At 70.4% G+C, this 24,773-nt stretch carries 28 protein-coding genes and 1 riboswitch; of the genes, 14 read left to right on the top strand and 14 right to left on the bottom strand.

Translation table 11 applies throughout. The features are described from left to right. A complete protein-coding gene (locus OG390_RS07985; RefSeq protein ID WP_406166203.1) occupies window positions 1-1,281 on the bottom strand; it encodes an adenosylmethionine--8-amino-7-oxononanoate transaminase in 1,281 nt (426 codons plus the stop codon). Continuing rightward, window positions 1,274-2,542, bottom strand: coding sequence for a biotin synthase BioB (gene bioB / locus OG390_RS07980; RefSeq protein WP_406166201.1), 1,269 nt, complete (start codon window positions 2,540-2,542; stop codon window positions 1,274-1,276). The genes OG390_RS07985 and bioB overlap by 8 nt, the downstream gene beginning before the upstream one ends. Before the next feature lie 160 nt (window positions 2,543-2,702). On the opposite strand from bioB, the gene OG390_RS07975 reads away from it, so the two are divergent. Continuing rightward, window positions 2,703-3,827, top strand: a complete 1,125-nt coding sequence (locus tag OG390_RS07975) for an 8-amino-7-oxononanoate synthase (RefSeq protein WP_406166199.1) — start codon at window positions 2,703-2,705, stop codon at window positions 3,825-3,827. A gap of 12 nt (window positions 3,828-3,839) precedes the next feature. Here OG390_RS07975 and OG390_RS07970 read toward each other — a convergent pair whose 3' ends face one another. Together OG390_RS07970 and OG390_RS07965 are read right to left on the bottom strand one after the other, a co-directional pair. Beyond that, a complete protein-coding gene (locus tag OG390_RS07970) occupies window positions 3,840-4,064 on the bottom strand; it encodes a DUF397 domain-containing protein (protein WP_406166197.1) in 225 nt (74 codons plus the stop codon). Between the two features lie 9 nt (window positions 4,065-4,073). After that, entirely contained in the window at window positions 4,074-4,931 is an 858-nt protein-coding gene (locus tag OG390_RS07965) for a helix-turn-helix domain-containing protein (protein WP_406166195.1), read from the bottom strand. 212 nt (window positions 4,932-5,143) lie between these two features. Here OG390_RS07965 and OG390_RS07960 point away from each other — a divergent pair, with 212 nt between their 5' ends. Continuing rightward, the gene (locus OG390_RS07960) at window positions 5,144-5,602 is read left to right on the top strand and encodes an ATP-binding protein (protein WP_406166193.1); all 459 of its coding nucleotides are present in this window, start codon (window positions 5,144-5,146) and stop codon (window positions 5,600-5,602) included. An 8-nt stretch (window positions 5,603-5,610) separates the two neighbouring features. Here OG390_RS07960 and OG390_RS07955 read toward each other — a convergent pair whose 3' ends face one another. After that, the gene (locus OG390_RS07955; RefSeq protein ID WP_406166191.1) at window positions 5,611-6,537 is read right to left on the bottom strand and encodes a LysR family transcriptional regulator; all 927 of its coding nucleotides are present in this window, start codon (window positions 6,535-6,537) and stop codon (window positions 5,611-5,613) included. A 125-nt stretch (window positions 6,538-6,662) separates the two neighbouring features. Here OG390_RS07955 and OG390_RS07950 point away from each other — a divergent pair, with 125 nt between their 5' ends. After that, window positions 6,663-7,280: a LysE family translocator gene (locus OG390_RS07950; RefSeq protein WP_406166190.1), complete on the top strand. Its 618-nt coding sequence runs from the start codon at window positions 6,663-6,665 to the stop codon at window positions 7,278-7,280. Here the strand turns inward: OG390_RS07950 and OG390_RS07945 are convergent. The 4 genes from OG390_RS07945 to OG390_RS07930 all read right to left on the bottom strand — a co-directional run bounded on the left by OG390_RS07945 (window position 7,234) and on the right by OG390_RS07930 (window position 9,791). Then, entirely contained in the window at window positions 7,234-7,752 is a 519-nt protein-coding gene (locus OG390_RS07945) for a DUF6328 family protein (protein ID WP_406166188.1), read from the bottom strand. The two genes, OG390_RS07950 and OG390_RS07945, sit on opposite strands and share 47 nt — an antisense overlap. An 80-nt stretch (window positions 7,753-7,832) precedes the next feature. Continuing rightward, window positions 7,833-8,306 carry a C40 family peptidase gene (locus OG390_RS07940; protein ID WP_399085733.1) on the bottom strand — a complete coding sequence of 158 codons (474 nt, stop codon included), beginning with the start codon at window positions 8,304-8,306 and terminating at the stop codon, window positions 7,833-7,835. Window positions 8,307-8,309: 3 nt separating this feature from the next. Beyond that, window positions 8,310-8,505, bottom strand: a riboswitch (cyclic di-AMP (ydaO/yuaA leader). A gap of 337 nt (window positions 8,506-8,842) precedes the next feature. Further along, a complete protein-coding gene (locus OG390_RS07935; protein ID WP_399085730.1) occupies window positions 8,843-9,148 on the bottom strand; it encodes a hypothetical protein in 306 nt (101 codons plus the stop codon). A 7-nt stretch (window positions 9,149-9,155) separates the two neighbouring features. After that, entirely contained in the window at window positions 9,156-9,791 is a 636-nt protein-coding gene (locus tag OG390_RS07930; RefSeq protein ID WP_406166185.1) for an ATP-dependent Clp protease proteolytic subunit, read from the bottom strand. A gap of 168 nt (window positions 9,792-9,959) precedes the next feature. Here OG390_RS07930 and OG390_RS07925 point away from each other — a divergent pair, with 168 nt between their 5' ends. Then, a complete protein-coding gene (locus OG390_RS07925; protein ID WP_189184395.1) occupies window positions 9,960-10,238 on the top strand; it encodes a type II toxin-antitoxin system Phd/YefM family antitoxin in 279 nt (92 codons plus the stop codon). A 138-nt stretch (window positions 10,239-10,376) separates the two neighbouring features. Here OG390_RS07925 and OG390_RS07920 read toward each other — a convergent pair whose 3' ends face one another. Next, window positions 10,377-11,399: an ABC transporter permease gene (locus tag OG390_RS07920; RefSeq protein ID WP_406166183.1), complete on the bottom strand. Its 1,023-nt coding sequence runs from the start codon at window positions 11,397-11,399 to the stop codon at window positions 10,377-10,379. Window positions 11,400-11,520: 121 nt separating this feature from the next. Here OG390_RS07920 and OG390_RS07915 point away from each other — a divergent pair, with 121 nt between their 5' ends. The 8 genes from OG390_RS07915 to OG390_RS07880 all read left to right on the top strand — a co-directional run bounded on the left by OG390_RS07915 (window position 11,521) and on the right by OG390_RS07880 (window position 18,673). Further along, a complete protein-coding gene (locus OG390_RS07915; protein WP_406166182.1) occupies window positions 11,521-12,150 on the top strand; it encodes a TetR/AcrR family transcriptional regulator in 630 nt (209 codons plus the stop codon). Between the two features lie 132 nt (window positions 12,151-12,282). Further along, window positions 12,283-12,585 carry an urease subunit gamma gene (locus OG390_RS07910; RefSeq protein ID WP_369244938.1) on the top strand — a complete coding sequence of 101 codons (303 nt, stop codon included), beginning with the start codon at window positions 12,283-12,285 and terminating at the stop codon, window positions 12,583-12,585. 16 nt (window positions 12,586-12,601) lie between these two features. Beyond that, window positions 12,602-12,913 (top strand): urease subunit beta, encoded by a 312-nt coding sequence (locus OG390_RS07905; protein WP_399085717.1) that lies wholly within the window; start codon window positions 12,602-12,604, stop codon window positions 12,911-12,913. After that, window positions 12,906-14,627: an urease subunit alpha gene (locus tag OG390_RS07900; RefSeq protein WP_406166179.1), complete on the top strand. Its 1,722-nt coding sequence runs from the start codon at window positions 12,906-12,908 to the stop codon at window positions 14,625-14,627. Before OG390_RS07905 ends, OG390_RS07900 begins: the two co-directional genes overlap by 8 nt. Continuing rightward, window positions 14,627-15,301, top strand: a complete 675-nt coding sequence (locus OG390_RS07895; protein ID WP_406166177.1) for an urease accessory protein UreF — start codon at window positions 14,627-14,629, stop codon at window positions 15,299-15,301. The genes OG390_RS07900 and OG390_RS07895 overlap by 1 nt, the downstream gene beginning before the upstream one ends. Window positions 15,302-15,500: 199 nt before the next feature. Then, window positions 15,501-16,184 (top strand): urease accessory protein UreG, encoded by a 684-nt coding sequence (ureG, locus tag OG390_RS07890; protein ID WP_406166175.1) that lies wholly within the window; start codon window positions 15,501-15,503, stop codon window positions 16,182-16,184. Further along, window positions 16,181-16,939: an urease accessory protein UreD gene (locus OG390_RS07885; protein WP_406177555.1), complete on the top strand. Its 759-nt coding sequence runs from the start codon at window positions 16,181-16,183 to the stop codon at window positions 16,937-16,939. Before ureG ends, OG390_RS07885 begins: the two co-directional genes overlap by 4 nt. A gap of 147 nt (window positions 16,940-17,086) precedes the next feature. Further along, window positions 17,087-18,673 carry an alpha/beta hydrolase gene (locus tag OG390_RS07880; RefSeq protein WP_406166173.1) on the top strand — a complete coding sequence of 529 codons (1,587 nt, stop codon included), beginning with the start codon at window positions 17,087-17,089 and terminating at the stop codon, window positions 18,671-18,673. 49 nt (window positions 18,674-18,722) lie between these two features. Here OG390_RS07880 and OG390_RS07875 read toward each other — a convergent pair whose 3' ends face one another. Both OG390_RS07875 and OG390_RS07870 read right to left on the bottom strand, forming a co-directional pair. Then, on the bottom strand, window positions 18,723-19,736 hold the full coding sequence (locus tag OG390_RS07875; protein ID WP_406177553.1) for an NAD-dependent epimerase/dehydratase family protein: 1,014 nt from the start codon (window positions 19,734-19,736) through the stop codon (window positions 18,723-18,725). 88 nt (window positions 19,737-19,824) lie between these two features. Continuing rightward, window positions 19,825-20,550, bottom strand: coding sequence for a lysophospholipid acyltransferase family protein (locus tag OG390_RS07870; protein ID WP_406166171.1), 726 nt, complete (start codon window positions 20,548-20,550; stop codon window positions 19,825-19,827). Window positions 20,551-20,953: 403 nt separating this feature from the next. Between OG390_RS07870 and OG390_RS07865 the strand changes: the two genes are divergently transcribed. Both OG390_RS07865 and OG390_RS07860 read left to right on the top strand, forming a co-directional pair. Further along, a complete protein-coding gene (locus tag OG390_RS07865) occupies window positions 20,954-22,207 on the top strand; it encodes a PP2C family protein-serine/threonine phosphatase (protein WP_406166170.1) in 1,254 nt (417 codons plus the stop codon). A gap of 150 nt (window positions 22,208-22,357) precedes the next feature. Then, complete coding sequence (locus tag OG390_RS07860) at window positions 22,358-22,684, top strand: hypothetical protein (RefSeq protein WP_406166168.1); 327 nt, start codon at window positions 22,358-22,360, stop codon at window positions 22,682-22,684. Between the two features lie 25 nt (window positions 22,685-22,709). Here the strand turns inward: OG390_RS07860 and rocD are convergent, their stop codons facing one another. Then, window positions 22,710-23,948, bottom strand: coding sequence for an ornithine--oxo-acid transaminase (gene rocD, locus OG390_RS07855; RefSeq protein ID WP_406166167.1), 1,239 nt, complete (start codon window positions 23,946-23,948; stop codon window positions 22,710-22,712). Beyond that, window positions 23,945-24,766: a dimethylargininase gene (ddaH, locus tag OG390_RS07850; RefSeq protein ID WP_406166165.1), complete on the bottom strand. Its 822-nt coding sequence runs from the start codon at window positions 24,764-24,766 to the stop codon at window positions 23,945-23,947. The genes rocD and ddaH overlap by 4 nt, the downstream gene beginning before the upstream one ends. Between the last annotated feature and the right edge of the window lie 7 nt (window positions 24,767-24,773).

The raw sequence follows: 24,773 nt of genomic DNA, 5'->3' as shown, positions 1-24,773 counted from the left end.
TCATCCCTCCCGTGCCGCCGCGCACACCGCGCGCGCGATCCGTGCCACGTCGGCGTCGCTCGTGACGTACGGCGGCATCGTGTAGACGAGGTCGCGGAACGGCCGCAGCCACACGCCCTCGCGCACGGCGGCCGCCGTCGCCGCCTTCATGTCCACCTCGTGGTCCAGCTGGACGACGCCGATGGCACCCAGGACACGTACGTCACGAACCCCGTCAAGCTCCGCAGCCGGAGCCAGTCCCTCGCGCAGCCCCGCCTCGAGGCGCTTGACCTCGGTCTGCCAGTCCTGCCCGAGCAGCAGGTCGATCGAGGCGCAGGCCACGGCGGCGGCCAGCGGATTGCCCATGAAGGTCGGCCCGTGCGCCAGCACCGGGACCTCACCCCGCGAGATGCCGTCGGCCACACGGGAGGTGCACAGCGTCGCCGCCATCGTCATATAGCCGCCGGTCAGTGCCTTGCCGACGCACATCACGTCCGGCGTGACGCCCGCGTGCTCCGCCGCGAACAGCGCGCCGGTACGGCCGAAGCCGGTGGCGATCTCGTCGAACACGAGCAGCACATCGTGCGCGTCGCACGCCTCCCGCAGCACGCGCAGATACGCGGGGGAGTGGAACCGCATCCCGCCCGCGCCCTGCACCACCGGCTCCACGATCACCGCGGCCAGCTCGTCGGCGTGCCGCTCGATCAGCTCGCGCAGTTGATCGGCGTACGACTCCTCGTAGGCGACCGGCGGCGGATCGGCGAACACCTGGCGCTGGAGCACGCCCTGCCACAGCTCGTGCATCCCGCCCTCGGGGTCGCACACCGACATCGGCTGCCAGGTGTCCCCGTGGTAGCCGCCGCGCCAGGTCAGCAGCCGCTGCTTGCCGGGGCGGCCGAGGGAGCGCCAGTGCTGGAGGCACATCTTGACGGCGACCTCGACCGAGACCGATCCGGAGTCGGCGAGGAAGACGTGCTCCAGGCCCTCCGGTGAGATGTCGACAAGGCGCTTTGCCAGCCGAACGGCGGGCTCGTGGGTGAGCCCGCCGAACATGACGTGGCTCATGCGCTCCAGCTGGTCGCGCACCGCGTCGTTGAGCACCGGGTGGTTGTAGCCGTGGATGGCCGACCACCAGGACGACATGCCGTCGACCAGTTCACCCGAGCCATCGGCCATGCGCAGGCGCACGCCGCTCGCCGACTCCACGACCAGCGGTTCCTGGCGGCCGGGCATCGGCCCGTAGGGATGCCAGACGTGCCGCCGGTCGAGGTCGAGCAGTTCCTCGACGGACAGGTCAGGCATTGGGCGCGAGATCCGTTCCGGCACCTCGGCGGCGTACGGCGACGAGGTCCGTACGGGCGTCGGCGGGCTTCTCCGCAGAACCCGCAGAACCCGCAGAACCCGCAGAACCCGAGCCGCACACAGAGCCCCCGTCGTGGGACCCGCACCCGGCACTCTCGTGCGAGCCGCAGCCGGCACTCTCGTGCGAGCCGCATCCGGCGTCCCCGTGCGAGCCGCATCCGGCGTCCGCGTGCGAGCCGCACCCGCCACCCACCGAAACCCGGTGCTCCGGCAGCGTCACCTCGCCCGCGCCCTCCACCTCGAAGCCGGCGTCGGCGATCATGTCCAGGTCCGCCTTGCCGGCCTGGCCCTCACTGGTGAGGTAGTCGCCGAGGAAGATCGAGTTGGCGAGGTGCAGGGCCAGCGGCTGCATGGTGCGCAGATGGACCTCACGGCCGCCCGCGATGCGGACCTCGACGTCCGGGCAGACGAACCGGACCATCGCGAGGATGCGCAGACAGCGCTGCGGGGTGAGGTTCCACTCCTTGGCGAGGGGGGTGCCCTCGAAGGGGATCAGGAAGTTCACCGGAATGGAGTCGGGGTCGAGCTCGCGCAGCGCGTAGACGACGTCGACGAGGTCCTCGTCCGACTCGCCCATGCCGGCGATCAGACCCGAGCAGGCGGACAGCCCCGCCGCGTGCGCCTTCTCGACCGTGTCCACCCGGTCGGCGTACGTGTGCGTGGTCGTGATGTCCCCGTACGTCCCCTCGGACGTGTTCAGGTTGTGGTTGTAGGCGTCCGCGCCCGCCTCGCGCAGCCGCTCGGCCTGGCCGTCGGAGAGCAGGCCGAGACAGGCGCACACCTCGACGTTCTCGTTCTGGTCCTTGATCGCCTTGATGGTGTCGGAGACCCGGTCCACGTCACGGTCCGTGGGACCGCGCCCGCTGGCCACCAGACAGACCCGCTTGGCGCCCCCGGCGAGCCCGGCCGCCGCGGCCTGCGAGGCCTCGTCGGGCTTGAGCCAGGTGTACTTCAGGATGTCGGCCTTGGAGCCGAGCCGCTGCGAGCAGTACGAGCAGTCCTCGGGGCACAGGCCCGACTTGAGGTTGACGAGATAGTTGAGTTTCACCCGTCGGCCGAACCACTGCCGGCGCACCTTGCCGGCCGCGGCCACCACGTCGAGCACATCGTCATCGGAGGTGGCCAGCACGGCCAGAGCTTCGTCCCGGGTCGGCAGCTCGCGCCGAAGCCCCTTGTCCACCAGCGTGTTCAGCAGGTCCATGAGGTCCGATCCTGGACCATGCGACCGCTCTCGGCCAAGGAGAGTTTGGACAACAGAGACGGATCGACGTGTGGGTATTGCCACATCCTGGGCGGCTGGCCCGCCCGCTAGGGTCTGTGCACTGCCTACAAAACACCCCTCACCACGGCCCGGAGGACACATGGCGTTCGGCTGGATCGACGAGCAGGCCGAGGCGCGCCGCCGGGCCGGACTCGTGCGCACGCTGCGGCCGCGCCCCGCCGACTCGCCGCTCCTCGATCTCGCGAGCAACGACTACCTCGGTCTCGCCCGCCATCCGGAGGTCACCGAGGGCGCGGCCCGTGCCGCGCGCAGGTGGGGCGGCGGCGCCACCGGCTCCCGGCTCGTCACGGGCACCACCGAACTGCACGGCGAGCTCGAACGCGAGCTGGCCGACTTCTGTGGCTTCGAGTCCGCGCTCGTCTTCTCCTCCGGATACGCGGCCAATCTCGCCGCCGTCACCGCGCTCGCGCCGCACGGCTCGCTCGTCGTCTCGGACGCGGGCAACCACGCCTCGCTGATCGACGGCTGCCGGCTGGCCCGCGGCACCACACAGGTCGTCGCGCACGCCGACCCCGACGCCGTGCGCAAGGCGCTCGGCACCCACGAGGGCCCCGCTGTCGCCGTCTCCGACACGGTCTTCTCGGTGGACGGGGACGCGGCGCCGTTGTCCGAACTCGCCCTCGCCTGCCGGGAGTACGGGGCCGGGCTGATCGTCGACGACGCGCACGGGCTCGGTGTGCTGGGCGACGGTGGCAGGGGCGCGCCGCACGCGGCGGGGCTCGCGGGCGACCCGGACGTGGTCGTGACCGTCACGCTCTCCAAGTCGTTCGGTAGCCAGGGCGGCGCCGTCCTCGGCCCCGCCCCGGTCATCGACCACCTGGTCAACGCGGCGCGTACGTTCATCTTCGACACCGGTCTCGCGCCCGCGGCGGCGGGCGCGGCCCTCGCGGCGCTGAGGCTGCTGCGCCGTGAACCGGCGCGTGCCGCGCGGGCGCGCGCGGTGGCGACGGCGCTGCACACCCGTCTGACAGCCGAGGGTCTGGAGGCGGTGCGACCGGACGCCGCTGTCGTCTCCGTGCGGGCGCCGTCCCCCGAGCGGGCCGTGCGGTGGGCGGCCGACTGCCGTGAGGCGGGGCTGGCCGTCGGCTGCTTCCGTCCCCCGTCCGTGCCCGACGGCATCTCACGGTTGCGGCTGACGGCCCGCGCGGACCTCACCGAGGAGCAGATCGAGCACGCCGTACGCGTGATCAGCCAGAAGCGGTGAATGGGGTAGCGGTCAGCTCAGTGCGGCGATGAATCCCTCCCAGGCGGCAGGAGCGAAGAACAGGGCGGGACCCGCCGTGTTCTTGGAATCGCGCACGGCCACCAGTCCGGACCAGGGGCCCGGTCCGGGGCGCGCCGTCTCGACGCAGTTGTTCATTCCCGTACTGCGGCTGCTGCGCAGCCATCGCACGTCGTGCAGAGAAGTACTGGAAGGTACGTACCGAGGCAGTGCAGACATGGTGCCTCCTTACGCGCCGTCACCAATCACGGCGATGTAATCCAACGAGTCCTCGGGCGAAAGGGCGTGGATCTGAAGGGCGTTGAAGGCCTCGCTGTAGGCCTGAAGGTCTTCTTTCCGTTCGAGGTAGAGGCTACTCGTCAAGTGGTCGAGAACAACCACATCCAGATCAGTTGTGTTCGGAAATGAGAAGATAACGAAAGGTCCGGTGACCCCGATGTGTGCGCCGGCGGCGAACGGCAATACCTGAAGCCGCACTTGAGGCAGGGTGGCGGCCTCCCGCAACCGCTCCAGTTGCCGTGCCATGACCTCCGGTCCGCCGACCTCCCGTCGTAACACCGCCTCGTCCAGGACCGCGCTCAGTTCCAGCGGCGGATTCGAACGCAGCACGTCCTGGCGGGCGAGGCGCACCTCGACGAGCGCGTCGAGCTTGCAGTCCTCCAGTCCGTCCACCGCGGCCTGCGTCACCGCACGGGCGTAGTCGGGCGTCTGCAGCAGCCCCGGCACGACGGAGGTCTCCAGCGTGCGCATCCCACTGGCCTGCGACTCCAGGCTGATGAAGTCGCGGTATGTCCGTGGCAGTACCCCGCGATAGGCGTGCCACCAGTGGTGCCGTCCATTGCCCTCGGAACCCGCCAACACGACCAGGAGGTCTCGTAATTCGGGATCCTCGACACCGTACGCGTCCAGCAGGCGTGCTACGTCCGCCGGCTTCACCCCGCTGGTGCCGGTCTCGATCCGGCTCACCTTCGACTGATGCCAGCCCAGGAGGCGGGCCGCCTGACCACTCGTGAGGCCCGTATCGGCGCGCAACGCGCGCAGTTCGGCACCGAGCTTGCGGCGGCGCACCGCGGGACCGTGCTGCATGGCCGTACTCCTTACTCCTTCCGAGCCGCCCAAATAGGGTCTGCCGTCGCAGAGTTCACCGCTTCGAGCGACAGATATATGCATATCTTGGTGGATCGCACCCGTGATCGGCCCCGTGATGGCAGTCTGGCGCGAAGCACCAGTCCGGGACCGTACTCGAACCATCCGCTCCGTGTCGGACTCCGGTCCCGTGGGAAAGGGACGACGTCGCCATGGCAGATCACCAGGAAGCATCCGTCACTCTGCCGAGCGATCCCGCCTCGGTCTCCGCGGCCCGGAAATTCGTCGCCGATGTGCTGGTCGAATGGGGCCTGCCGTGCGACTCCGAAGTCGCGGACACCGTACGCCTGATCGTGTCCGAACTAGCCACCAACGCCGTCCAGCACACTTTCGGGCAGTCGCCCACCTTCACGGTGGACGTCCGGCTCGACCGAGACGAACACCTGCGCCTCGGCGTCACCGACAGCCACCCGCGCTTTCCCAAACGGCTGCCCGCGGCAGTCCAGCAGGACAACGGCCGCGGCATGGTGATCATCCGCTGGCTGACCGCCGAGTGCGGCGGCAGGCTCACCGTTCGGCCGACCCGGGAGGGCGGCAAGACCGTCTCCATCGAACTGCCGTGGACGACACCGGTCCAGCCGGTGGCGGCCGGGGGGCCCCAAGAGCCTTAAGGAACGGCTCAGTTGTCGTGCCTGTACTGCCCGGCCCGTCCGAAGGCGCCGCGCAGCAGGGCACGGAACGCGTCGGCCGCGGGCGCCGCCTCGTCGGCCCGATGGACGACCGAGATCGTCCGGCGTAGACCGCCCGGTTCCAGCAGCCGCGTCCCCACCGGTGTCGCCGCGGTCGTGGCCACCATCTCCGGTACGACCGCGACCCCGAGCCCGGCGCTGACCAGCGCGCACACCAGGGCGTACCCCGGGGTCTCGACCAGTACCGCGGGGGTGGCCCCGGCCCGGGCGAGCGCGGCCTCCACGCCCTGCCGGGCCGGAAGGTCCGGGGCCATGCTGATCAGGGGCTGTCCGGCGAGTTCGGTCAGCGGCAGCCGCGCCGAACCGCCCGCGAGGACATGCCCAGGAGCGGTCACCAGCACCAACTCCTCGACCAGGACCGGCTCCGCGCGCACGGACGACGGCAGTGGCACGGGGGTGGAGGGCTCGTAGATGTGCGTCAGGGCCAGGTCGACCTCGCCCGCCGCGACCGCCGAAATGCCCTCCGGAGGCTCGTAGTCGGCCACCGCGAGCTCCACGTCGGGATGGGCCCGGCGAAAGGCGCTGAGCACCGGCGGCAGCAGATGGATGCCCGCCGTCTGGAAGGTACCGAGCCGCAGTGTGCCGCCCGACAGACCTGCCAGGCGCGCCAGTTCGTGCCGGGCCCGCTCCATCTCGTCGAGGACCCGGCGGGCCCGCGCCACGAGCAGCTCGCCCGCGGCCGTCAGCCGCGCCCCGCGATGCGACCGCACCACCAGGGGCACGCCGGCCTCCCGTTCCAGCTTCGCCAGTTGCTGGGAGAGCGCGGGCGTGGTGTAGCCGAGGCGCTCGGCGGCCCTGGTGATCGACCCCGCCTCGGCGACCGCCACCAGCGCCGCGAGCCGCGTCGGGTCGTACATCGTGCCCCTCCTGCTGCCCGAGGCTCCCCAGGCACTGGGCTGCCCTGGGCCTAAACGATTGCTTAAGGCTCACCCAGGATATTCGACATACCTGCTGAAGGCCCGGCGGAGGCAGTCTGGTGCTCATGGACGCACAGCTCATCGCCTTCACGGGGGTCGCAGCCGGCATGGTCGCCATGCCGGGCGCGGACTTCACCGTCGTCGTACGCAACGCCCTGGTCTCACGTCGGGCCGGAGTCGCGTGCGCGCTCGGCATCACGGGTGGGCTGCTCCTGCACACGGCGCTCGCCGTCGCCGGGGTCGCCGCGGTGCTCACCGCCGTACCCGCGCTGTTCCGGGCGCTGCAGCTGCTCGGCGGCGCCTATGTGCTGTATCTCGGCGTACGGACACTGAGGTCGCTGGGACGGCCCCGCCGGGCGGTGGCGGACGAGGCGGGGCCCGACGCGCGCCCGCTGCGCCAGGGCTTCGTCACCAACGCGCTCAATCCGAAGGCGCCGATCACCTTCCTCAGCCTGCTGCCGCAGTTCGTGCCCGCGGGCAGCCCCGCGCTGCCCCGGACCCTGCTGTTGGCGCTGATCGTGGTCGTTCTCGCCCTGGTGTGGTTTCCCGCGGTGGCCCTGCTGGTGGACCGGCTCGGCCGGTGGCTGCGCAGGCCGCGTGCCGCCCGGGCCGTCGAGGCGGTCACCGGCACCGCGCTCACGGTTCTCGGTCTGGTACTTGTGCTCGAGCCTCTGAGGAGCTGACGCCACGCCGCACCAGCCGGGGCAGCAGGGCCCACAGCCCCAGACAGGCGGCCAGCGTGCCGGCGCCGGCGGCGATACCCGCGCCGCGCCCCAGAGCCACGTCCACGACGAGGAGCACCGATCCGGTGAACGCCAGCATCAGCACATACAGACCGACGTGGGCCAGCCGTGAGGAGACCCGCACGATGAGGGGCTTCACGTTCTGCTGGAACAGCGACCGGTGCAGGGCGGCCGGGGCCATGAACAGGACGGCGGCCAGCATCGAGAGCAGCAGTGTGGTGACGTAGGTGGCGCGCTGTGCCGTGTCGAGGGACGGGAAACGCTGGGTGAAGGCCAGAGTCAGCAGGAAGGCGAAGAGGATCTGTACCCCGGTCTGGATGACGCGCAGTTCTTGGAGCAGTTCCGAGAAATTGCGGTCTGCGCGTTCGAGGCGCGTCTCGTGGCGTGCCGCGGGGGCAGGTTGCTCGGCCATGGTGCACGAGTATCCGGTTCATCCCGCTTTCAAGCCCCGAGGGGGTGACGGCGTACGTCGCCGTCACCCCCTCGGCCCGGTCAGCTGACCCGGCCGTACCAGACGCTCTTCGTCCAGATCTTCTGGAGCTTCACGACCTCCCCGGTCTTGGGGGAGTGCCAGATCTTTCCCTTCCCGGCGTAGATGCCGACGTGGTACACGTACCGGCCCGAGTGGAAGAACACGAGGTCTCCGGCCTTGCGGTGCGAGGCGGAGATGTGATGCGTCTTGTTGTACTGCGCCGCGGCCGTACGAGGCAGTTTCTTGCCCGCCTTCTTGTACGAGTAGAGGGTGAGCCCGGAGCAGTCGAAGCGGCGCGGCCCAGTAGCGCCCCACTGGTACGGGGAGCCCTTCTTGGAAGCCGCGACCTGAAGTGCCTTCGTCGCAAAAGTGGCCGCCTCGGCGTCGGATGCGACGCCCGGGACCACGAGGGTGCCGCCCACGGCGGCGAGGGTGAGGGCCGAGGCCGTACCGGCCCTGGTCCACAGCGACGGGGCACGATTGAGCGCAGTCATGCGCAACCCTTCGTCAGCCGCCTGTGAAGGATGACCTGTCGGATTCGGGCTGGCGAAGTAGCCCGGCCGCTTACGCGGCTTCACCCCAAGGACCGCCCGGATCTCTCCGGCGGACCGTCGTGCTGGGTCCTCCACTCCTGCCGATCCACTCCTGTCGACCGGTCATCCGGGCAGCGGCAGGACTCGGCGTCCGCCCGGACCGCCCCGCCGCTGTGGCGGGGGCTTGTCGTCGGAAGGGATCTTCACGCATGAGTGTCGGAATATCCGAGCGGAATCGGCGATTTGTGGGGTTACTCACCACTCACCCGTTCGGGTGGACACCCCTCCGTTCGAGGGGGTGTTGAGGAACTCGACCATGCCCGCACCTGCGATGGAGGGCTTCATTCCGCCTCGCTGTTACGCGCGTTGCGCAACTTTTGCGCGCCCTTGAAAGGACCAGCGTCTACTCCATCAGGGGGTACGCCATTTGGTCCGTTTGAAGCCCGGGCCGGATGCTTCGCCGCCGCGACGTGTGCCGCGGCCCGGGTGCCCATGCGTCAACTGTCCGAGCCGGGAGGCAGGGTGACCCGGGCCGCCCGCCGCTCGCCGTCCAGGACGCGCAGGGCCTGTGCCAGGGTCGGGGCGTGCACCTCGCTCTCGCCCCGCTGATGCATCAGGGCGAGGGCGTCACGCAGCGCCGTCGCCTTGCCGACCAGCGCCTGGGCGGCCCTCAGACCGCGATAGGTGTCCCCGGGGCGGGCAGGGTTGATGCGGCCGACCAGATCGACCACGTCGAGGTAGCGGTCGATCAACTCGGCCTCGGCACGCGTCAGTGCGGGCAGCGGGGGCAGATCGGGGATCATCCGGCGATCACCTTGCGCCGGGCGCGGTGCGCGGGGCCTTGCGGCTCGGGATGATCCGGTCGATCAGTCCGTACGCCACCGCCGTCGGCGCGTCCAGGATCTTGTCCCGCTCGATGTCCGCGGCGACCTGCTCCGGGCTTTGCCCCGTGTGCCGGACGAGCATGTCCTCCAGCACCTTCCGGGTGCGCACCAACTCCTCGGCCTGGATGGCGAGATCGCTCGCCTGACCCTGGATCGGTTCGGGGATCGACGGCTGGTGGATGAGCACGCGGGCACCGGGCAGCGCGAACCGCTTGCCCGCCGTACCGCCGGCCAGCAGCACGGCGGCGGCCGACGCCGCCTGCCCCAGGCAGATCGTCTCCACGTCGCAGGTGACGAACTGCATCGTGTCGTAGACCGCCGTCATCGCGCTGAACGAGCCGCCGGGGGAGTTGATGTACAGCGAGATGTCCCGGTCCGGGTCCAGGTACTCGAGGTGCATGAACTGCGCCATCACATCGTTGGCCGACGTGTCGTCGATCGGTGTCCCGAGGAACACGATCCGCTCGTCGAGCAGCTTCGAATACGGATCCAGGGTCCGGTGCCCCGTGCTGGTCCGTTCGGTGAACTCGGGCAGGACGTAGCGGGCGGACGGACTGTCCATGGCGCGTGCCTCCTCGGATCGACATCCGTAAAAAATGTACAGGACGTACGCTCTCTGCGGGGGGAGCCCTCGCTGACAGCGAAATGCCCAGCGGGGTGAGATGCGGCGGATCCGCACGAGATCGTCCGCTCTGCGGGGGGTGTCGGGGGCCGGTCTAAGCTGGACGACATGGCCTACGAGATTCCGGTGACGCAAGCCAGGGCTGAGCTCGCCGATCTGATCAACCGCGTGGTGTACGGCGGTGAGCGCGTCGTCGTGACGCGGCACGGGAAGCCCCTCGTCGCCCTGGTCTCCGCCGCCGACCTGGAGCGCCTCGAAGAACTCCAGGACCCCGCGGACGAGCAGGTGATCAGCTCCCTCTCGAGCGTCCGCGAGGTCGCGTCCGCGCCGCGCGAGCGACAGCGGTTCGGCATCGCCGCGGAGCACCGGGGGCCCAACGCCTCGTAGACACAAGGCGGTTCACCACCGATGTAGAGGCTCACAAACACAGGGACCAGGAACGGCGGAAACAAAGAGACCGTGCGCCCCCGTCCGCTACAGCGGGGGCGCACGGTCCGTTCCGTGGGCGGTCGTCTCGCCGGGCGGTCAGCTCGCCAGGGCGGGCTCCAGCCCGGCGACCGCCTGCGTGGTCGTCCGGCCTCGCTTGAGCGCGTTGCCCAGCAGGACCGCGCCGAGGCCGAGCACGGCCCACCAGGTCAAGGTCAGCGCCGGTCCGGTCGCGGCGGCGCCGTCGAAGAACGACACCGAGCGCAGCAGTGACGCGCCCGCGCCCGGCGGCAGCCACTGGCCGATCGTCCCGACCGGCTCGGGCAGCATCTGCGGAGCCGAGGACGCGCCGGAGGCCGGGTTGCCGAGCAGCATGACCACGAACGCGCCGAGCCCGATGCCGGGAGGCCCGATCAGTGCCGCGAGCCCGGCGACCGCGGCGCTCACGGCCAGGGTCGACAACCCGAGCGCGGCGGCCTCCGCCCACCAGTTGCCGGTGAAGACCCCCAGCCAGCTGTGCGCGAGGACGGCCGCGACCACGCCGACCAGGGCCGCGGTGCCTTCCAGCGCGGCGACGGCGCGTGTGCCGCGCAGTCCGAGCAGGGTCACGACGGCTCCGGCGGCGATGCCGACCAGGGTGAGCGGGAGCACGCTCGCGCCGAGGGCCGCGCCGCGTGGATCCTTCGCGGAGGCGGGCACGACATCGGTGGTCGTCACCTTGGTGCCCTTGGGGACATGCCGGGTCACCGCCTGCTGGAGCAGCTGGGCGACGAGCGGGCTCGCGGCGGAGGCGGTCAGCAGCTCGGGTCCCTGTGCGGTGGCGACGATCGCGCCGTATACGGTCCGGTCCTCGATGGCGTCCCGTGCGGCGGCCTCGTCGGCGTAGTGGTGGATCTCGAAGGCGCCCTGGTGTCGTGACAGTTGCTTCTGCAGCGGTGCGGTCGCGGTCGCGGGGCCCGCCACACCGAGCGGTAGATCGCGGGGTGCCGTGCGGGCGGCGGGCCAGGCGAAGGCCCAGAGCGCCAGCGCCACCAGGGCCGGGGCGAGCGCGATCACGGCGACGATCCGGCGGCCCTGCGGCAGCGCGGCGGTGCCCGTGGGCGTGGCGGAATGGGCGGGCATGATCGTTCCTCGCTTCGGACTCTCGATCTAAAAAGAAGGTTCGTTCGTTTTGGGGCGACCTCACTGTCGTTCCGCCGAGTCCCGCTTGTCAAGAAGGAATGTTCGTTTTAAATTTGCTGTCATGGCCCGCGTATCCCAGGAACACCTAGACGCCCGTCGCCGCCAGATCCTCAACGGCGCGGCCCTCTGCTTCGCCCGTAACGGATTCCATGCCACGTCGATGCAGGACGTGCTCAAGGAGGTCGACCTCTCCGCGGGGGCCGTCTACCGCTACTTCAGCGGCAAGGAGGAGCTGATCGGCGCGATCGTCGCCGAGGTGCTGGAGACCGTGCGTGACGTCCAGGAGTGCGCGGCCCGGGAGAGTCCTCCGCCGCTGCCGGACGTGCTGATCCCCAGGGTTCTGGCGCAGTTGAGGGAGGTGAAGCCGGGCACGCTGGGCAACGGCGAGTGGGTGTTCCCGCGGCTGATGATCCAGGTGTGGACCGAGACCCTGCGCAACGACGAGCTGTCGGCCCTGATGACCGCGGGGTATGTCAAGGTGCGCGCCGCCTGGGCGAACCTCGTCGAGAGCTACAAGGTCGCGGGGCTGATGCCCGAGGACGTCGACGCCGACGCCATGGCGCGCACGATGATCGCGCTCGCGCAGGGGTTCGCGGCGCAGGTGGCCGTCTTCGGCGCCGCCTCGCCGGAGGTCCTGCGGGACGGTCTGCGGGCCCTGATGAGCATGGGGGAGCCCAGGGTGCGGCCGTGAGGGGATCACAGGCTGGTTAACGTCCTCGAAACTCCGGCCAACTACCGTGCGCATCCACGCCACCAGGGGTTTTTGGTGGCCGCGGCCACCGGACCCCGCACGGTCCGGAGCGAGGATGTGAGGTGGGACGCCGTGCAACTGACCCCGCACGAGCAGGAGAGGCTGCTCATTCATGTGGCAGCCGACGTGGCCGAGAAGCGGCGGGCCCGCGGGCTGAAACTGAACCACCCCGAGGCTGTCGCCCTCATCACGTCGCACATCCTCGAAGGCGCGCGTGACGGCCGTACCGTCGCCGAACTGATGTCCTCCGGACGCAAGATCCTCACCCGGGACGACGTCATGGCGGGCATCCCCGAGATGATCCACGACGTCCAGGTGGAGGCGACCTTCCCCGACGGCACCAAGCTCGTCACCGTCCACGACCCGATCGTCTGACGGGGGAGCGAGAGCCATGATTCCCGGGGAGATCCTGTTCGCCGACGGACCCGTCGTCTTCAACGAAGGCCGCGAGGTCACCCGGCTGACCGTCCTCAACGCCGCCGACCGGCCCGTCCAGGTCGGCTCCCACTACCACTTCGCCGAGGCCAACCCCGGTCTGGACTTCGACCGCGCCGCCGCGCGCGGCAAGCGGCTCAACGTCGCCGCCGGCACCGCCGTGCGCTTCGAGCCGGGGATCCCCGTCGATGTCGAACTCGTTCCGCTCGCCGGTGCCCGTGTGGTGCCCGGACTGCGCGGTGAGACCGGAGGTGCCCTCGATGCCTGAGATCTCGCGTGCCGCGTACGCCGATCTGTTCGGCCCCACGACCGGCGACCGTATCCGGCTCGCTGACACCGATCTGCTGGTGGAGATCGAGGAGGATCGTTCCGGCGGCCCCGGACTCGCCGGTGACGAGGCGGTGTTCGGTGGTGGCAAGGTCATCCGCGAATCCATGGGCCAGGCGCGCGCCACCCGTGCGGAGGGCACCCCGGACACGGTCATCACGGGCGTTGTGATCATCGACCACTGGGGAATCGTCAAGGCCGACGTCGGCATCCGCGACGGCCGGATCAACGGCATCGGCAAGGCGGGCAACCCGGACACCATGGACGGTGTGCACCCCGACCTGGTGATCGGTCCGGAGACGGAGATCATCGCGGGCAACGGGCGGATCCTGACCGCGGGCGCCATCGACGCGCACGTGCATCTGATCTGTCCTCAGATTGCGGACGAGGCGCTCGCCGCCGGGATCACGACGCTGGTCGGCGGCGGCACGGGTCCCGCCGAGGGCTCCAAGGCGACCACCGTCACGCCCGGCCCCTGGCACCTGGCTCGGATGCTCGAGGCGATGGAGGAATACCCCCTCAACTTCGGCCTGCTCGGCAAGGGCAACACCGTCTCGCACGACGCGATGTTCTCGCAGATCCGTGGCGGCGCGCTCGGCCTGAAGATCCACGAGGACTGGGGTTCCACGCCCGCGGCGATCGACGCCGCGCTGACCGTCGCCGACCGTACGGGCATTCAGGTCGCCATCCACACGGACACCCTCAACGAGGCCGGCTTCGTCGGCGACACGCTCGCCGCGATCGGTGGCCGCGGCATCCACGCGTACCACACCGAGGGTGCGGGCGGCGGCCACGCCCCGGACATCATGACCGTGGTCTCCGAGCCGCACGTGCTGCCCAGCTCCACCAACCCGACCCGGCCCTACACCGTCAACACCGCCGAGGAACACCTCGACATGCTGATGGTGTGTCACCACCTGAACCCGGCCGTCCCGGAGGACCTGGCCTTCGCGGAGTCCCGGATCCGGCCCTCCACGATCGGGGCCGAGGACATCCTGCACGACCTCGGCGCCATCTCGATCATCTCGTCCGACGCCCAGGCCATGGGCCGCGTCGGCGAGGTCATCATGCGGACCTGGCAGACGGCACATGTGATGAAGCGGCGGCGAGGAGCTCTTCCCGGCGACGGGCGCGCGGACAACCGTCGAGTACGTCGCTATGTCGCCAAGTACACGATCAACCCGGCGCTCGCGCAGGGGCTGGCCCGCGAGGTCGGTTCCGTCGAGACCGGCAAGCTCGCCGACCTCGTGCTGTGGGAGCCCGCGTTCTTCGGGGTCAAGCCGCATCTCGTCATCAAGGGTGGACAGATCGCGTACGCGCAGATGGGCGACGCCAACGCCTCGATTCCGACGCCGCAGCCGATTCTGCCTCGCCCGATGTACGGGGCCATCGGGCGGGCCCCCGCCTCGAACTCGTTCAACTTCGTGGCGCCGCTCGCCATCGAGGACGGGCTGCCCGAACGGCTCTCGCTCGGGAAGCGGTTCGTCGCGATCGAGTCGACGCGTGGGGTGACCAAGGCCGACATGCGCGAGAACGACACGCGGCCGGATGTGCGGATCGATCCCGACAGCTTCGCCGTGCACATCGACGGGGAGCTCGTCGAGGCGACTCCGGCCGCCGAACTGCCCATGGCCCAGCGTTACTTCCTCTTCTGATGTCCCGCGCAGCACTGCTCGTCCTGGCCGACGGCCGCTTTCCCGCCGGGGGGCATGCCCACTCCGGCGGGGCGGAGGCGGCGGTCAAGGCCGGGCGGATCACCGGGGCGACGAGTCTGGAGGAGTTCTGCCGGGGGCGGTTGCACACGGCCGGACTCGTGTCGGCCTCGCTCGCCGCGGCGGGCGCGCTCGGCGTCGATCCGGTGGCCTTGGACACGGCCGCGGACGCCCGTACGCCGTCGCCCGCGCTGCGGGTCGCCGCGCGCAGGCTCGGGCGGCAGTTGATGCGGGCGGCTCGGGCGGCGTGGCCATCGGCGGAACTCGACGCGGTGGCTCGGGAGTTCCCCAAGGGGGCGCATCAGCCGGTGGTGCTGGGGGTGGCTGCGCGGGCCGCGGGGCTCGGGGCCGAGGACGCGGCGTACTGCTCCGCGTACGAGGCGGTCAGTGGGCCGGCGACGGCGACGGTGCGGTTGCTGAGTCTGGACCCGTTCGATGCCACCGCGGTTCTGGCCCGTCTTGCGCCGGAGTTGGACCTGGTGGCCCGTGCTGCGGCCGACGCCGCCCGCAGAGTGGTCGACGACGGGGTCGATGCGCTGCCTGCCGCTTCGGCTCCGCTGCTGGAGATCAGCGCGGAGGCGCACGCGGCGTGGTCTGTACGTCTGTTCGCGTCGTAGGTGTTCTCCGCCCCCTCCGCCCCTGCCCTTCCCAAGCTCTCGGCTTCGCTCGAGCAGGGGAGACCCCCATCGTCCCTGGGGGCTCCGCCCCCGGACCCCGAACCGGCCCTGACGGCCTCGTCCTCGAACGCCGGACGGGCCGGTTGTGCCGGCCGGAGCTGACGGACCTCAGCCCCGACCAAGAACTGGAGCCGTAATCATGCACCTCGACCACCATCACACCCACGGCGGTGCCTCCGCCGTCAGTGCCGACGCCCATCGTGCCGACGGCTCGCGTCGTGCTCTTCGCATCGGTCTCGGCGGGCCCGTGGGCTCCGGGAAGACGGCCACCGTCGCCGCGCTCTGCAAGGCGTTGCGTGACGAGTTGTCCCTGGCGGTCGTCACCAACGACATCTACACGCGGGAAGACGCCGAGTTCCTGCTGCGGGAGGCCGTGCTGCCGCCCGAGCGGATCACCGCCGTCGAGACGGGGGCCTGCCCGCACACCGCCATCCGGGACGACATCTCCGCCAACCTCGAAGCGGTCGAGGATCTGGAGGACGCGGTGGGGCCGCTGGATCTGATCCTGGTGGAGTCCGGGGGTGACAACCTCACGGCGACCTTCTCCAAGGGGCTGGTCGACGCGCAGATCTTCGTCATCGACGTGGCGGGCGGGGACGACATTCCGCGCAAGGGCGGGCCCGGTGTCACGACTGCCGATCTGCTCGTGGTCAACAAGACCGACCTCGCGCCGTACGTCGGGTCCGATCTGGGGCGTATGGCGGCCGACGCCAAGGCGCAGCGGGCCGAGCTGCCGGTCGTCTTCCAGTCGCTGCGGACCGAGGCCGGGGTCACGGACGTCGCCGGCTGGGTGCGGGAGCGGTTCGCCGCGTGGACGGTATGACGACGGCGGGAGTGCGGGCCACCGCGCGGATTTCGGCACGGGACGACGGACGGGGCGGGACCTCGCTGCCCGTGCTGGAGGGGGACGGGCCGCTCGCCCTGCGCCGTACCCGGGCCGAGGGCTCCGAGGCACGCGTCCTGCTCGTCGGCGCGATGAGCGGTCCGCTCGGCGGTGATCACTTCACCGTCGAGGCGGAGGCGGGGGAGCGGGCGCGGCTGCACGTCGGGTCGGCCGCCGCCACCATCGCGCTGCCGGGGCAGAACAAAGGGGAGGCGCGCTACGACGTGCGGCTCCACGTCGCCGACGGGGGCGAACTGTGCTGGCTGCCCGAGCAGTTGATCTCGGCGGGCGGTAGTGATCTGTACGTCTCCTCGCGCATCGAACTCGACGCGGGCGCTCGGCTCGTCTTCCGGGAGGAGCAGGTGCTCGGGCGGGTCGGCGAGGAACCCGGGCGGCTCACCAGCCGTCTTGCCGTGCGGCTCGCTGGACGACTGTTGCTGGACCAGGAGTTGGCGTGCGGGCCCGGTGCGCCCGGTGGGTGGGACGGTCCCGCCGTCCTCGGGGGACTTCGGGCTCTGGGGCAACTCGTCGTCGTACGACCGGAGTTCGAGAAGGATCTGCCGCAGGCACGACTGCTGGGGGAGTACGCCGCGCTCACGCCGCTCGCCGGACCGGCCGTGCTGGTGACCGCGCTCGCGCCCGACGGGCTGCGGCTGCGGCGCGTGTTGGACGACGCACTGCGGGTGCTCGGCTGAAGGACAGCGTCTCCGCTCAACGGAACAGTGGATACCGGCTATCGGATTAGTAAAGAAGGCCGGTCGCATCTGTTCTCAGGGACCTCGCAGCCGAAAGGATCCCCGTACCAATCGCAACGATGTACGGGGAGGCCCCACTTGAGGTCCATGAGACCGTCGAGACGCGTGACAGCCCTCGGTTCGGCCGGAGCGCTCGTCACGGCGACCCTGATAGCCGGAGCCGTGGCGGCCCCGTCGGCCACCGCCGACTCACGCCACGGTCAGAGCCGGGAGCAGCGCGGAGCGGCCATCGCCGCGGAACGGGCCGCCAAGGCCGGGATGGACTGGCAGGACTGCCCCGCCGACTGGGGCTTCGAGAAGCCGATCCAGTGCGGCTGGGTCGGTGTGCCGCTCGACTACGCCCACCCGAACGGCAAGCAGATCAAGCTGGCCGTGGACCGTATCGGGAACACGGGCACGAAGGAGGAGCGCCAGGGCGCCCTCGTCTACAACCCGGGTGGTCCCGGTGGCTCGGGCATGCGCTTCCCGCGCCGCGTGACCACCAAGAGCGCCATCTGGGCCAACACCGCCAAGGCGTACGACTTCGTGGGCTTCGACCCGCGCGGTGTCGGCCACTCGGCGCCCATCTCCTGCATCGACCCGCAGGAGTTCGTGAAGGCGCCCAAGGCCGACCCGGTCCCGGACACGCAGGCCGACAAGTTCGCCCAGCGCAAGCTGGCCGCCGAGTACGCGGACGGCTGTGCCGAGCGCAGCGGCGCCATGCTGCCGCAGATGACCACGCCGAACACCGCACGCGACCTGGACGTCATCCGGGCCGCACTCGGCGAGAAGAAGCTCAACTACCTGGGCGTCTCGTACGGTACGTACCTCGGCGCCGTCTACGGCACGCTCTTCCCGGGCCACGTCCGCCGCATGGTCGTCGACAGCGTCGTCAACCCGTCGCGCGAGAACATCTGGTACCAGGCCAACCTGGAGCAGGACATCGCCTTCGAGGGCCGCTGGAAGGACTGGGAGGACTGGGTCGCCAAGAACGACGCCGTCTTCCACCTCGGCGACACCCGCGCCAAGGTGCAGGACCAGTGGCTGAAGCTGCGCGCCACCGCGAAGCAGAGCCCGCTGGGTGGCGTCGTCGGCCCCGCCGAGCTCATCTCCTTCTTCCAGAGCGCCCCGTACTACGACTCGTCGTGGGTGCCGGTCGCGACGGTGTTCAGCAAGTACGTCGCCGGTGACACCCAGGCGCTCGTCGACGCCGCCTCCCCGGACCTGTCGAACACCGCGGGCAACATCGCCTCGGAGAACGGCAACGCCGTCTACACGGCCGTCGAGTGCACCGACGCCAAGTGGCCCACCAGCTGGAAGAAGTGGGACCGGGACAACACGCGGCTCCACAAGGACTACCCGTTCATGACGTGGGCCAACGCGTGGATGAACCTGCCGTGCGCCACCTGGCCGGTCAAGCAGCAGACCCCGGTGGACGTGAAGACCGGCAAGGGGCTGCCGGCCGTCCTGATCGTGCAGTCCACGCGTGACGCCGCCACTCCGTACCCCGGTGCCGTCGAACTGCACAAGCGCTTCAAGGGCTCCCGCCTGATCACCGAGAAGGACGCGGGCTCGCACGGCGTGACCGGCCTGGTCAACCCGTGCATCAACTCCCGGGTGGACGCCTACCTGCTGACCGGCAAGACGGACAGCAGCGACGTGACGTGCACCCCGCACGCCACGCCGACGCCGTAGCCCGGCATCAAGTGACGGAAGGGCGGCCGGAGTTCCAGCCGCCCTTCCCTCATTTCGTCAACCAGTCGTCCTCCGCGGCGTAGTCGAAGAGATCCCCGTACGCCCGGAACATGTCCGGATACGCCTCGCGCCAGTCCCGCCCGGCGAGCCGGCCTTCGATCCAGGCGACCGTCTCCGGGAGCGACTCGGCGTACCGGACCGCCGGGCGGTAGCCCAACTCCCGTTCGGCCGCGGTCATGTCGCAGATCACGGGGTGCGGAACCGACCAGGGCGGGTCGCCCACCGTGGGGGCGGGCGGGGGCCCGTCCACGAGGACGTCCTCGTTCTCGACGCCCATCACCGCGTCGACCGCCGCGCCGATCTCCGCCACCGTGGGCGCCTCGGGGTCACAGGCGTTCAGGACACGTGATCCCGGCCGCGCGGCCGCCAGGCGTACCAGCTCGGCGAGGTTGTGGACGCTCGCCGGATGAAAACGGCTCGTGCCGCCGAAGGGGAGGATCCGCCTGCGGCGACCCTCGAGGTTGCGCTTGACGAAATACACCTCGCGCGGCGTTCGGCAGTAGGGGCCGTGGACGGCACCCGCGCGCAGCAGGGTCGCGGGCAACTGGCCGCCCAGGGCGAGAAGTTCGCGCTCCAGGGCGACCTTCCGGGTGCTGTACGTGTCGTCACCGGGCCGCACGGTGCGCTGACTTTCCGGGATCGGCACCGGAAACTCAGGGAAGCCGTCCGGCTGTGACTGCGTGTCGAAGCCGCGCCCCTTGTCGTCCTCGTACACCGACACGCTGGAGATCACCACGGCCGAGCCGACGCGATCGGCCAGGCCCGCCAACTGCCTTGCGTGCCCCGCTCCGTAGGCGACGACGTCCACGACCACGTCGCAGCCCTCGCCGATCACCGCGTCCAGTGCCGCGTCGTCCTCACGGTCGAGCCGCGCGCTCCGCATCTGCTCGGGCCAGGTGTCGTCCCGGCCCCCACCACGTGACGCGGCCGTCACGTCCCAGCCGTCCCGCACGAGCGCGCCCACGGCCGCACGCCCGATCTGTCCCGTCGCCCCGATCACCACAGCTCGTCTCATGAGGGGACCGTACGGCCGGGAGCGCATGATCCCCCAGCGGTTCAGCCCTCGGCAGAGTCACCCGGCTCCCGCCGGGTCAGCTGAGCGGCATCCGCGGGAACGAGCGGGCCTTCGCCGCGCTCTCGGTGGTCTCCTCGGCCTTGACGACGGCCGCGTACCGGTCGACGTACTCCTGCTCGGACAGGGTGAGGATGGCGTACATGATCTCGTCGGTGATGGCACGCAGCACGGCCTTCTCGTCCTCCATCCCGGCGTAGCGGGAGAAGTCGAGGGGCTTGCCGAAGCGGATCACGACGGGGTGGATGTTCGGGATGACCTTGCCCGGGGGCTGGGCCTCGAAGGTACCGATCATCGCGCAGGGAATCACCGGAACTTGGGCCTTGAGGGCCATCACCGCGACGCCGACCTTGCCCTTGTACAGGCGGCCGTCGTGCGAGCGGGTGCCCTCCGGGTAGATGCCCAGCAGCTCGTTCTTGCGCAGGACGCCGAGTCCTTCGCGGATGGCGGCCTGGCCCGCCTCCTTTCCGGAACGGTCCACCGGGATCTGCCCGGCGCTGCGGAAGAAGGCGGCCGTCAGCCGGCCCTTGATGCCGGGGCCGGTGAAGTACTCGGCCTTCGCGAGGAAGGTGATGCGCCGCTTGAGGATCGCGGGCATCAGGAAGTGGTCCGAGAAGGAGAGGTGGTTGCCGGCGACGATGGCGGGACCCGACGGCGGGATGTGCTCAAGGCCCTCGATCCGGGGCCGGAAGACAAGCCTCAGCAGCGGCCCGAGAAGGACGTATTTGAGGACGTAGTAGAACATGGGGTCGCTCCTCACTCTGGCGGATCGGCTCAACCGCCGCGTTCCAGCAGGTCAACCGGCATGTCGCGGGGTGCCAGTGTATGTGCAGGCGCGGTCGGCCGGAACCGTGTCCGAACGGACTCATGCTGACCCATCACCGCTTTCCTGACGGCAGGTCAGGGTGCGTGGGCGTGTTCTTGCGCAGGCCGGGACGAGCGCTGGTCCAGCCTGCTGCTACTGGCCGGTACACATCAACCTGATGGCGTAGTGTGGCGCAATCATTACTGTCCGTTGGCAGGCATGTGGGTCTTGTGTCCCCGGGGTACTCCTGCTGGCTCCGCGAAGCCGCAGGTCTTCGCCGGGCGCGGACGGCCGCTGCTTCGTAGATTGGAAGTGGCGGGTCACCAGGACTGGCAGGAAGCACGTGACATCATCAGAGATCGACTACGCGGCGCTGTTCGCGGCCACGCCGAGCCCTTACCTCGTACTGGGGCCCGACCTGGTGATCGTCGACGTGAACATGGCCTACCTGCAGGCGACCGCCCGCAGCCGTGACGATCTGTTGGGGCAGTACATCTTCGATGCCTTCCCCGACAACCCCGCAGATCCGCATGCCGACGGGGTGCGCAACCTGGACGCCTCCCTGCGCCGGGTCCTGTCGTCCGGCGAGCGGGACACCATGGCGCTGCAGAAATACGACATTCCCATCGTGGAGCGGCCGGGTCAGTTCGAGGAGCGGTGGTGGTCCCCGATCAACACCCCCGTCCTGGGGACCGACGGAAAGGTGGCCTGGATCATCCACCGGGTGGAGGACGTCACCGCGTTCGTGCGCGCCCGTCAGGCCTACCGTCGGCTGCTGGGCCCGAACGCGGGCGTGAGCAAGCGCGAGGAGGGGATGGAGGCCGAGCTGTACGCACGTTCCCGGGAACTGCAGCATCTCAACGAGGAACTGCGCCAGGCCCACTCCCGTGAACGCCAGGTCGCCGTGACCCTGCAGGAAGCCATGCTGCACTCCCCGGACCTGGCCCGACACCCCGACATCGCGGTGCGGTATCTCCCCGCGGTCGGTTCCCTGAACGTGTGCGGCGACTGGTACGACGTCGTCGACCTGCCCGGCGACCGCTTCGCCGTCGCGGTCGGCGACGTCGTCGGTCACGGTCTGGAGGCCGCCACTGTCATGGGCATGCTTCGCAGTGCGCTGAGTGCCTCCACCCGCACCGTGGAGGGGCCCGCGAAGGCCTTGGAGGTGCTCGGCCTGTACGCCCGGTCGGTCGAGGGTGCGATGGCCACCACCGCGGTCGCCGCGGTGATCGACGCCGGCAGCCGGCAGATCGCCTACAGCAGCGCCGGCCACCCGCCGCCCGTACTGCTGCACTCCGACGGCACCTGCCGACTGCTCGACCGGGCCACCGACCCACCGCTGGGCGTCCGCCCCGAACACGTCCCCCGCCCCCAGTCGGCTGTCCCCTACGCCTCGGGCGACACCCTCGTCCTGTACAGCGACGGGCTCATCGAACGCCGCGGCGAAGACATCGACGCCGGCCTCGACCGTCTCACCGACGCCCTGGCCCGTACCGCCCGACTCGGTCCCGAACGCCTCGCCGACTTCCTGCTGGCCCGCCTCGGCGTCACCGGCGGTGCCCGCGACGACATCGCCCTGGTGGCCGTACGGCTCTGACACCTTCGCTCACACGATGGGACGGCCGAGCGGGGACTTCGGTGCTTCCGCGCTCCCCGGTGTGGAACGGTCGCGCCCGATTGCGAACCAGCCAGGAGCGGGCGGGGCGGACATGGCGCAGCCTTTTCGGCTCCCGGAGTTCTACCGGCCATGGCCCGCGCGTCTGAATCCTCATCCGGATTCCGCGCGCGAGCACAGCAGGCGGTGGACATCGCCTACGAGCTGTTCACCGCCCGGATCCGCGAATTCGAGGAGACCACCACGACCGAATTGCCCCAGTTCCGCGCGGAACTGGGGCCGGACGTGTCCGAGAGCGTCCTCGGGTACGTCGGAACGCTCCAGGACCGGATGGCCGGCGACAACGAGTGGTACCGCCGCACCGGCCTCTGCACGCGAGGACCCGCGGAGCGCCTCCTCCACGGCCCCACCGGCCTCGGAACCTCGGCCGCCAGGATCGCCCCGCACCCGTGGTGGTGACGCCCTTTCCCGATCACCGCCGGTTTCAGACGCCCTGAGCCAGGACCTTCTCCAACGCCCCGAGCGCCGAACGGAGTTCCTCGCCGGTGATGGTCAGCGGCGGGGCCAGCCGGATGGTCGAACCGTGGGTGTCCTTGACCAGGATCCCTTCGCGCATCAGGCCCTCGCTGATGTCGCGCCCCGTGCCGATGGCCGGGTCGATGTCGACGCCCGCCCACAGCCCGCGCGAGCGGAAGCCCTCGACGCCCTTGCCCACGAGTGCGGCGAGGCCACCGCGCAGGACCACGCCCAACTCGGTCGCCCGGCGCTGGAATTCACCGGTCTCAAGGAGCTCGACGACGGCCGAACCGACCGCCGCGGCGAGCGGATTGCCGCCGAACGTCGAACCGTGCTCGCCAGGACGCAGCACGCCGAGCACGTCCCGGCGGCCGACCACCGCGGAGACCGGCACGATGCCGCCGCCGAGCGCCTTGCCGAGCAGCAGCAGATCCGGAACGACGTCCTCGTGGTCGACGGCGAGGGTGCTGCCCGTGCGGCCGAGGCCCGACTGGATCTCGTCCGCGATGAACAGACAGCCGGTGCGCCGGGTCAGTTCGCGTACGCCGGTGAGGTAGCCGTCGTCGGGGATGACGACGCCCGCCTCGCCCTGGATGGGCTCGATCAGCACGGCTGCGGTCGTCTCGTCGACCGCCGCTTCGAGCGCGGCGAGGTCGTTGTACGGGACGACACGGAAACCGGGTGTGAAGGGGCCGAAGCCCGTGCGGGCCGTCTCGTCCGTGGAGAAGCTGACGATGGTCGTCGTACGGCCGTGGAAGTTGTCGGCGGCCACGACGATCGTCGCCTGGTCCGGTGCGACGCCCTTCACCTCGTACGCCCACTTGCGGGCCACCTTGATGGCGCTCTCCACGGCCTCGGCGCCCGTGTTCATGGGCAGGACCATGTCCTGGCCCGTCAACTCGGCGAGTGACTCGGCGAATTGGGCCAGCTGGTCGTTGTGGAAGGCGCGTGAGGTGAGCGTCAGCCGGTCGAGCTGCTGGTGCGCCGCCTCGATCAGCACCGGGTTGCGGTGGCCGAAGTTGAGCGCGGAGTAGCCCGCCAGCATGTCCAGATAGCGGCGGCCCTCGACGTCCTCGACCCAGGTGCCCTCGGCGCGGGCGACGACGACCGGCAGCGGGTGGTAGTTGTGCGCGAGGACGGGCTCCTCGGCACGGATGAGGTCGGTGGAGGTGCGGGTACGGGCAGGGACGCGGGTGGGTGCCGTCATGAACGGATCTCCTGAGTGCAGCACTTGATGCCGCCGCCGGCCTTGTGGAACTCGGACAGGTCGACGGGGACGGGGACGTAGCCGTGGCGTACGAGCTGGTCGGCGAGGGCCTCGGCGCGCGGCGAGGTGAAGACGTGGCGGCCGTCGGAGACGGAGTTGAGACCGAAGGCCATGGCGTCCTCGCGGGTGGCGATCACCGCGTCGGGGAACAGCCGCGCGAGCACCTCGCGACTGCCCGGCGAGAACGCCTCCGGGTAGTACGCAATGTTTGCGTCGTGCCCGTCGTCCAGGACGAAGAGGGCCGTGTCCAGGTGGTAGAACCGCGGGTCCACCAGCTGGAGGCTGATCACCGGGACGCCGAAGAACTCCTGGACCTCGCGATGGGCCTCGGGCGTCGTCCGGAATCCGGTTCCGGCCAGGACGTACCGGCCCGTCGGGACGAGATCGCCCTCGCCCTCGCACACCGACTCGGGGCGGTAGACGTCGAAACCGGCCGCCTTGAACCAGGTCTCGTACGCGGTGGACTCGGGGCGGCGCTGCGGCGCGTGGAAGAGCGAGCCGAAGACACGGCCGGCGAGGACGAGCGCGGAGTTCGCCGCGAACACCATGTCGGGGAGGTCGGCGACGGGCTCGACGGAGTCGACGGTGTGACCGTGGTCGCGATACGCGCGGATCAGCGCCTGCCACTGGCCGCGGGCCAGATCGACGTCGACCGGGGTGTCGGGATGCATCCAGGGATTGATGGCGTACTGCACGGCGAAGTGTCTGGGTTCGCAGACGAGGAAGCGCCGGGGGTGCGGCACACGGCTGTCGGGCACAGAGAGG

The organism is Streptomyces sp. NBC_00996 (assembly GCF_045162675.1).
GTDB lineage: Bacteria > Actinomycetota > Actinomycetes > Streptomycetales > Streptomycetaceae > Streptomyces.
The sequence above is the reverse complement of the archived record's forward strand: the minus strand, read 5'-3'. Positions and strand labels throughout refer to the sequence as shown.

Bases quoted from the DNA above. Each gene is read 5' to 3' on its own strand.
- OG390_RS07985 (WP_406166203.1), bottom strand. From the start codon at position 1,281: ATGCCTGACCTGTCCGTCGAGGAACTGCTCGACCTCGACCGGCGGCAC.
- bioB (WP_406166201.1), bottom strand. From the start codon at position 2,542: ATGGACCTGCTGAACACGCTGGTGGACAAGGGGCTTCGGCGCGAGCTG.
- OG390_RS07975 (WP_406166199.1), top strand. From the start codon at position 2,703: ATGGCGTTCGGCTGGATCGACGAGCAGGCCGAGGCGCGCCGCCGGGCC.
- OG390_RS07970 (WP_406166197.1), bottom strand. From the start codon at position 4,064: ATGTCTGCACTGCCTCGGTACGTACCTTCCAGTACTTCTCTGCACGAC.
- OG390_RS07965 (WP_406166195.1), bottom strand. From the start codon at position 4,931: ATGCAGCACGGTCCCGCGGTGCGCCGCCGCAAGCTCGGTGCCGAACTG.
- OG390_RS07960 (WP_406166193.1), top strand. From the start codon at position 5,144: ATGGCAGATCACCAGGAAGCATCCGTCACTCTGCCGAGCGATCCCGCC.
- OG390_RS07955 (WP_406166191.1), bottom strand. From the start codon at position 6,537: ATGTACGACCCGACGCGGCTCGCGGCGCTGGTGGCGGTCGCCGAGGCG.
- OG390_RS07950 (WP_406166190.1), top strand. From the start codon at position 6,663: ATGGACGCACAGCTCATCGCCTTCACGGGGGTCGCAGCCGGCATGGTC.
- OG390_RS07945 (WP_406166188.1), bottom strand. From the start codon at position 7,752: ATGGCCGAGCAACCTGCCCCCGCGGCACGCCACGAGACGCGCCTCGAA.
- OG390_RS07940 (WP_399085733.1), bottom strand. From the start codon at position 8,306: ATGACTGCGCTCAATCGTGCCCCGTCGCTGTGGACCAGGGCCGGTACG.
- OG390_RS07935 (WP_399085730.1), bottom strand. From the start codon at position 9,148: ATGATCCCCGATCTGCCCCCGCTGCCCGCACTGACGCGTGCCGAGGCC.
- OG390_RS07930 (WP_406166185.1), bottom strand. From the start codon at position 9,791: ATGGACAGTCCGTCCGCCCGCTACGTCCTGCCCGAGTTCACCGAACGG.
- OG390_RS07925 (WP_189184395.1), top strand. From the start codon at position 9,960: ATGGCCTACGAGATTCCGGTGACGCAAGCCAGGGCTGAGCTCGCCGAT.
- OG390_RS07920 (WP_406166183.1), bottom strand. From the start codon at position 11,399: ATGCCCGCCCATTCCGCCACGCCCACGGGCACCGCCGCGCTGCCGCAG.
- OG390_RS07915 (WP_406166182.1), top strand. From the start codon at position 11,521: ATGGCCCGCGTATCCCAGGAACACCTAGACGCCCGTCGCCGCCAGATC.
- OG390_RS07905 (WP_399085717.1), top strand. From the start codon at position 12,602: ATGATTCCCGGGGAGATCCTGTTCGCCGACGGACCCGTCGTCTTCAAC.
- OG390_RS07900 (WP_406166179.1), top strand. From the start codon at position 12,906: ATGCCTGAGATCTCGCGTGCCGCGTACGCCGATCTGTTCGGCCCCACG.
- OG390_RS07895 (WP_406166177.1), top strand. From the start codon at position 14,627: ATGTCCCGCGCAGCACTGCTCGTCCTGGCCGACGGCCGCTTTCCCGCC.
- ureG (WP_406166175.1), top strand. From the start codon at position 15,501: ATGCACCTCGACCACCATCACACCCACGGCGGTGCCTCCGCCGTCAGT.
- OG390_RS07885 (WP_406177555.1), top strand. From the start codon at position 16,181: ATGACGACGGCGGGAGTGCGGGCCACCGCGCGGATTTCGGCACGGGAC.
- OG390_RS07880 (WP_406166173.1), top strand. From the start codon at position 17,087: ATGAGACCGTCGAGACGCGTGACAGCCCTCGGTTCGGCCGGAGCGCTC.
- OG390_RS07870 (WP_406166171.1), bottom strand. From the start codon at position 20,550: ATGTTCTACTACGTCCTCAAATACGTCCTTCTCGGGCCGCTGCTGAGG.
- OG390_RS07860 (WP_406166168.1), top strand. From the start codon at position 22,358: ATGGCCCGCGCGTCTGAATCCTCATCCGGATTCCGCGCGCGAGCACAG.
- rocD (WP_406166167.1), bottom strand. From the start codon at position 23,948: ATGACGGCACCCACCCGCGTCCCTGCCCGTACCCGCACCTCCACCGAC.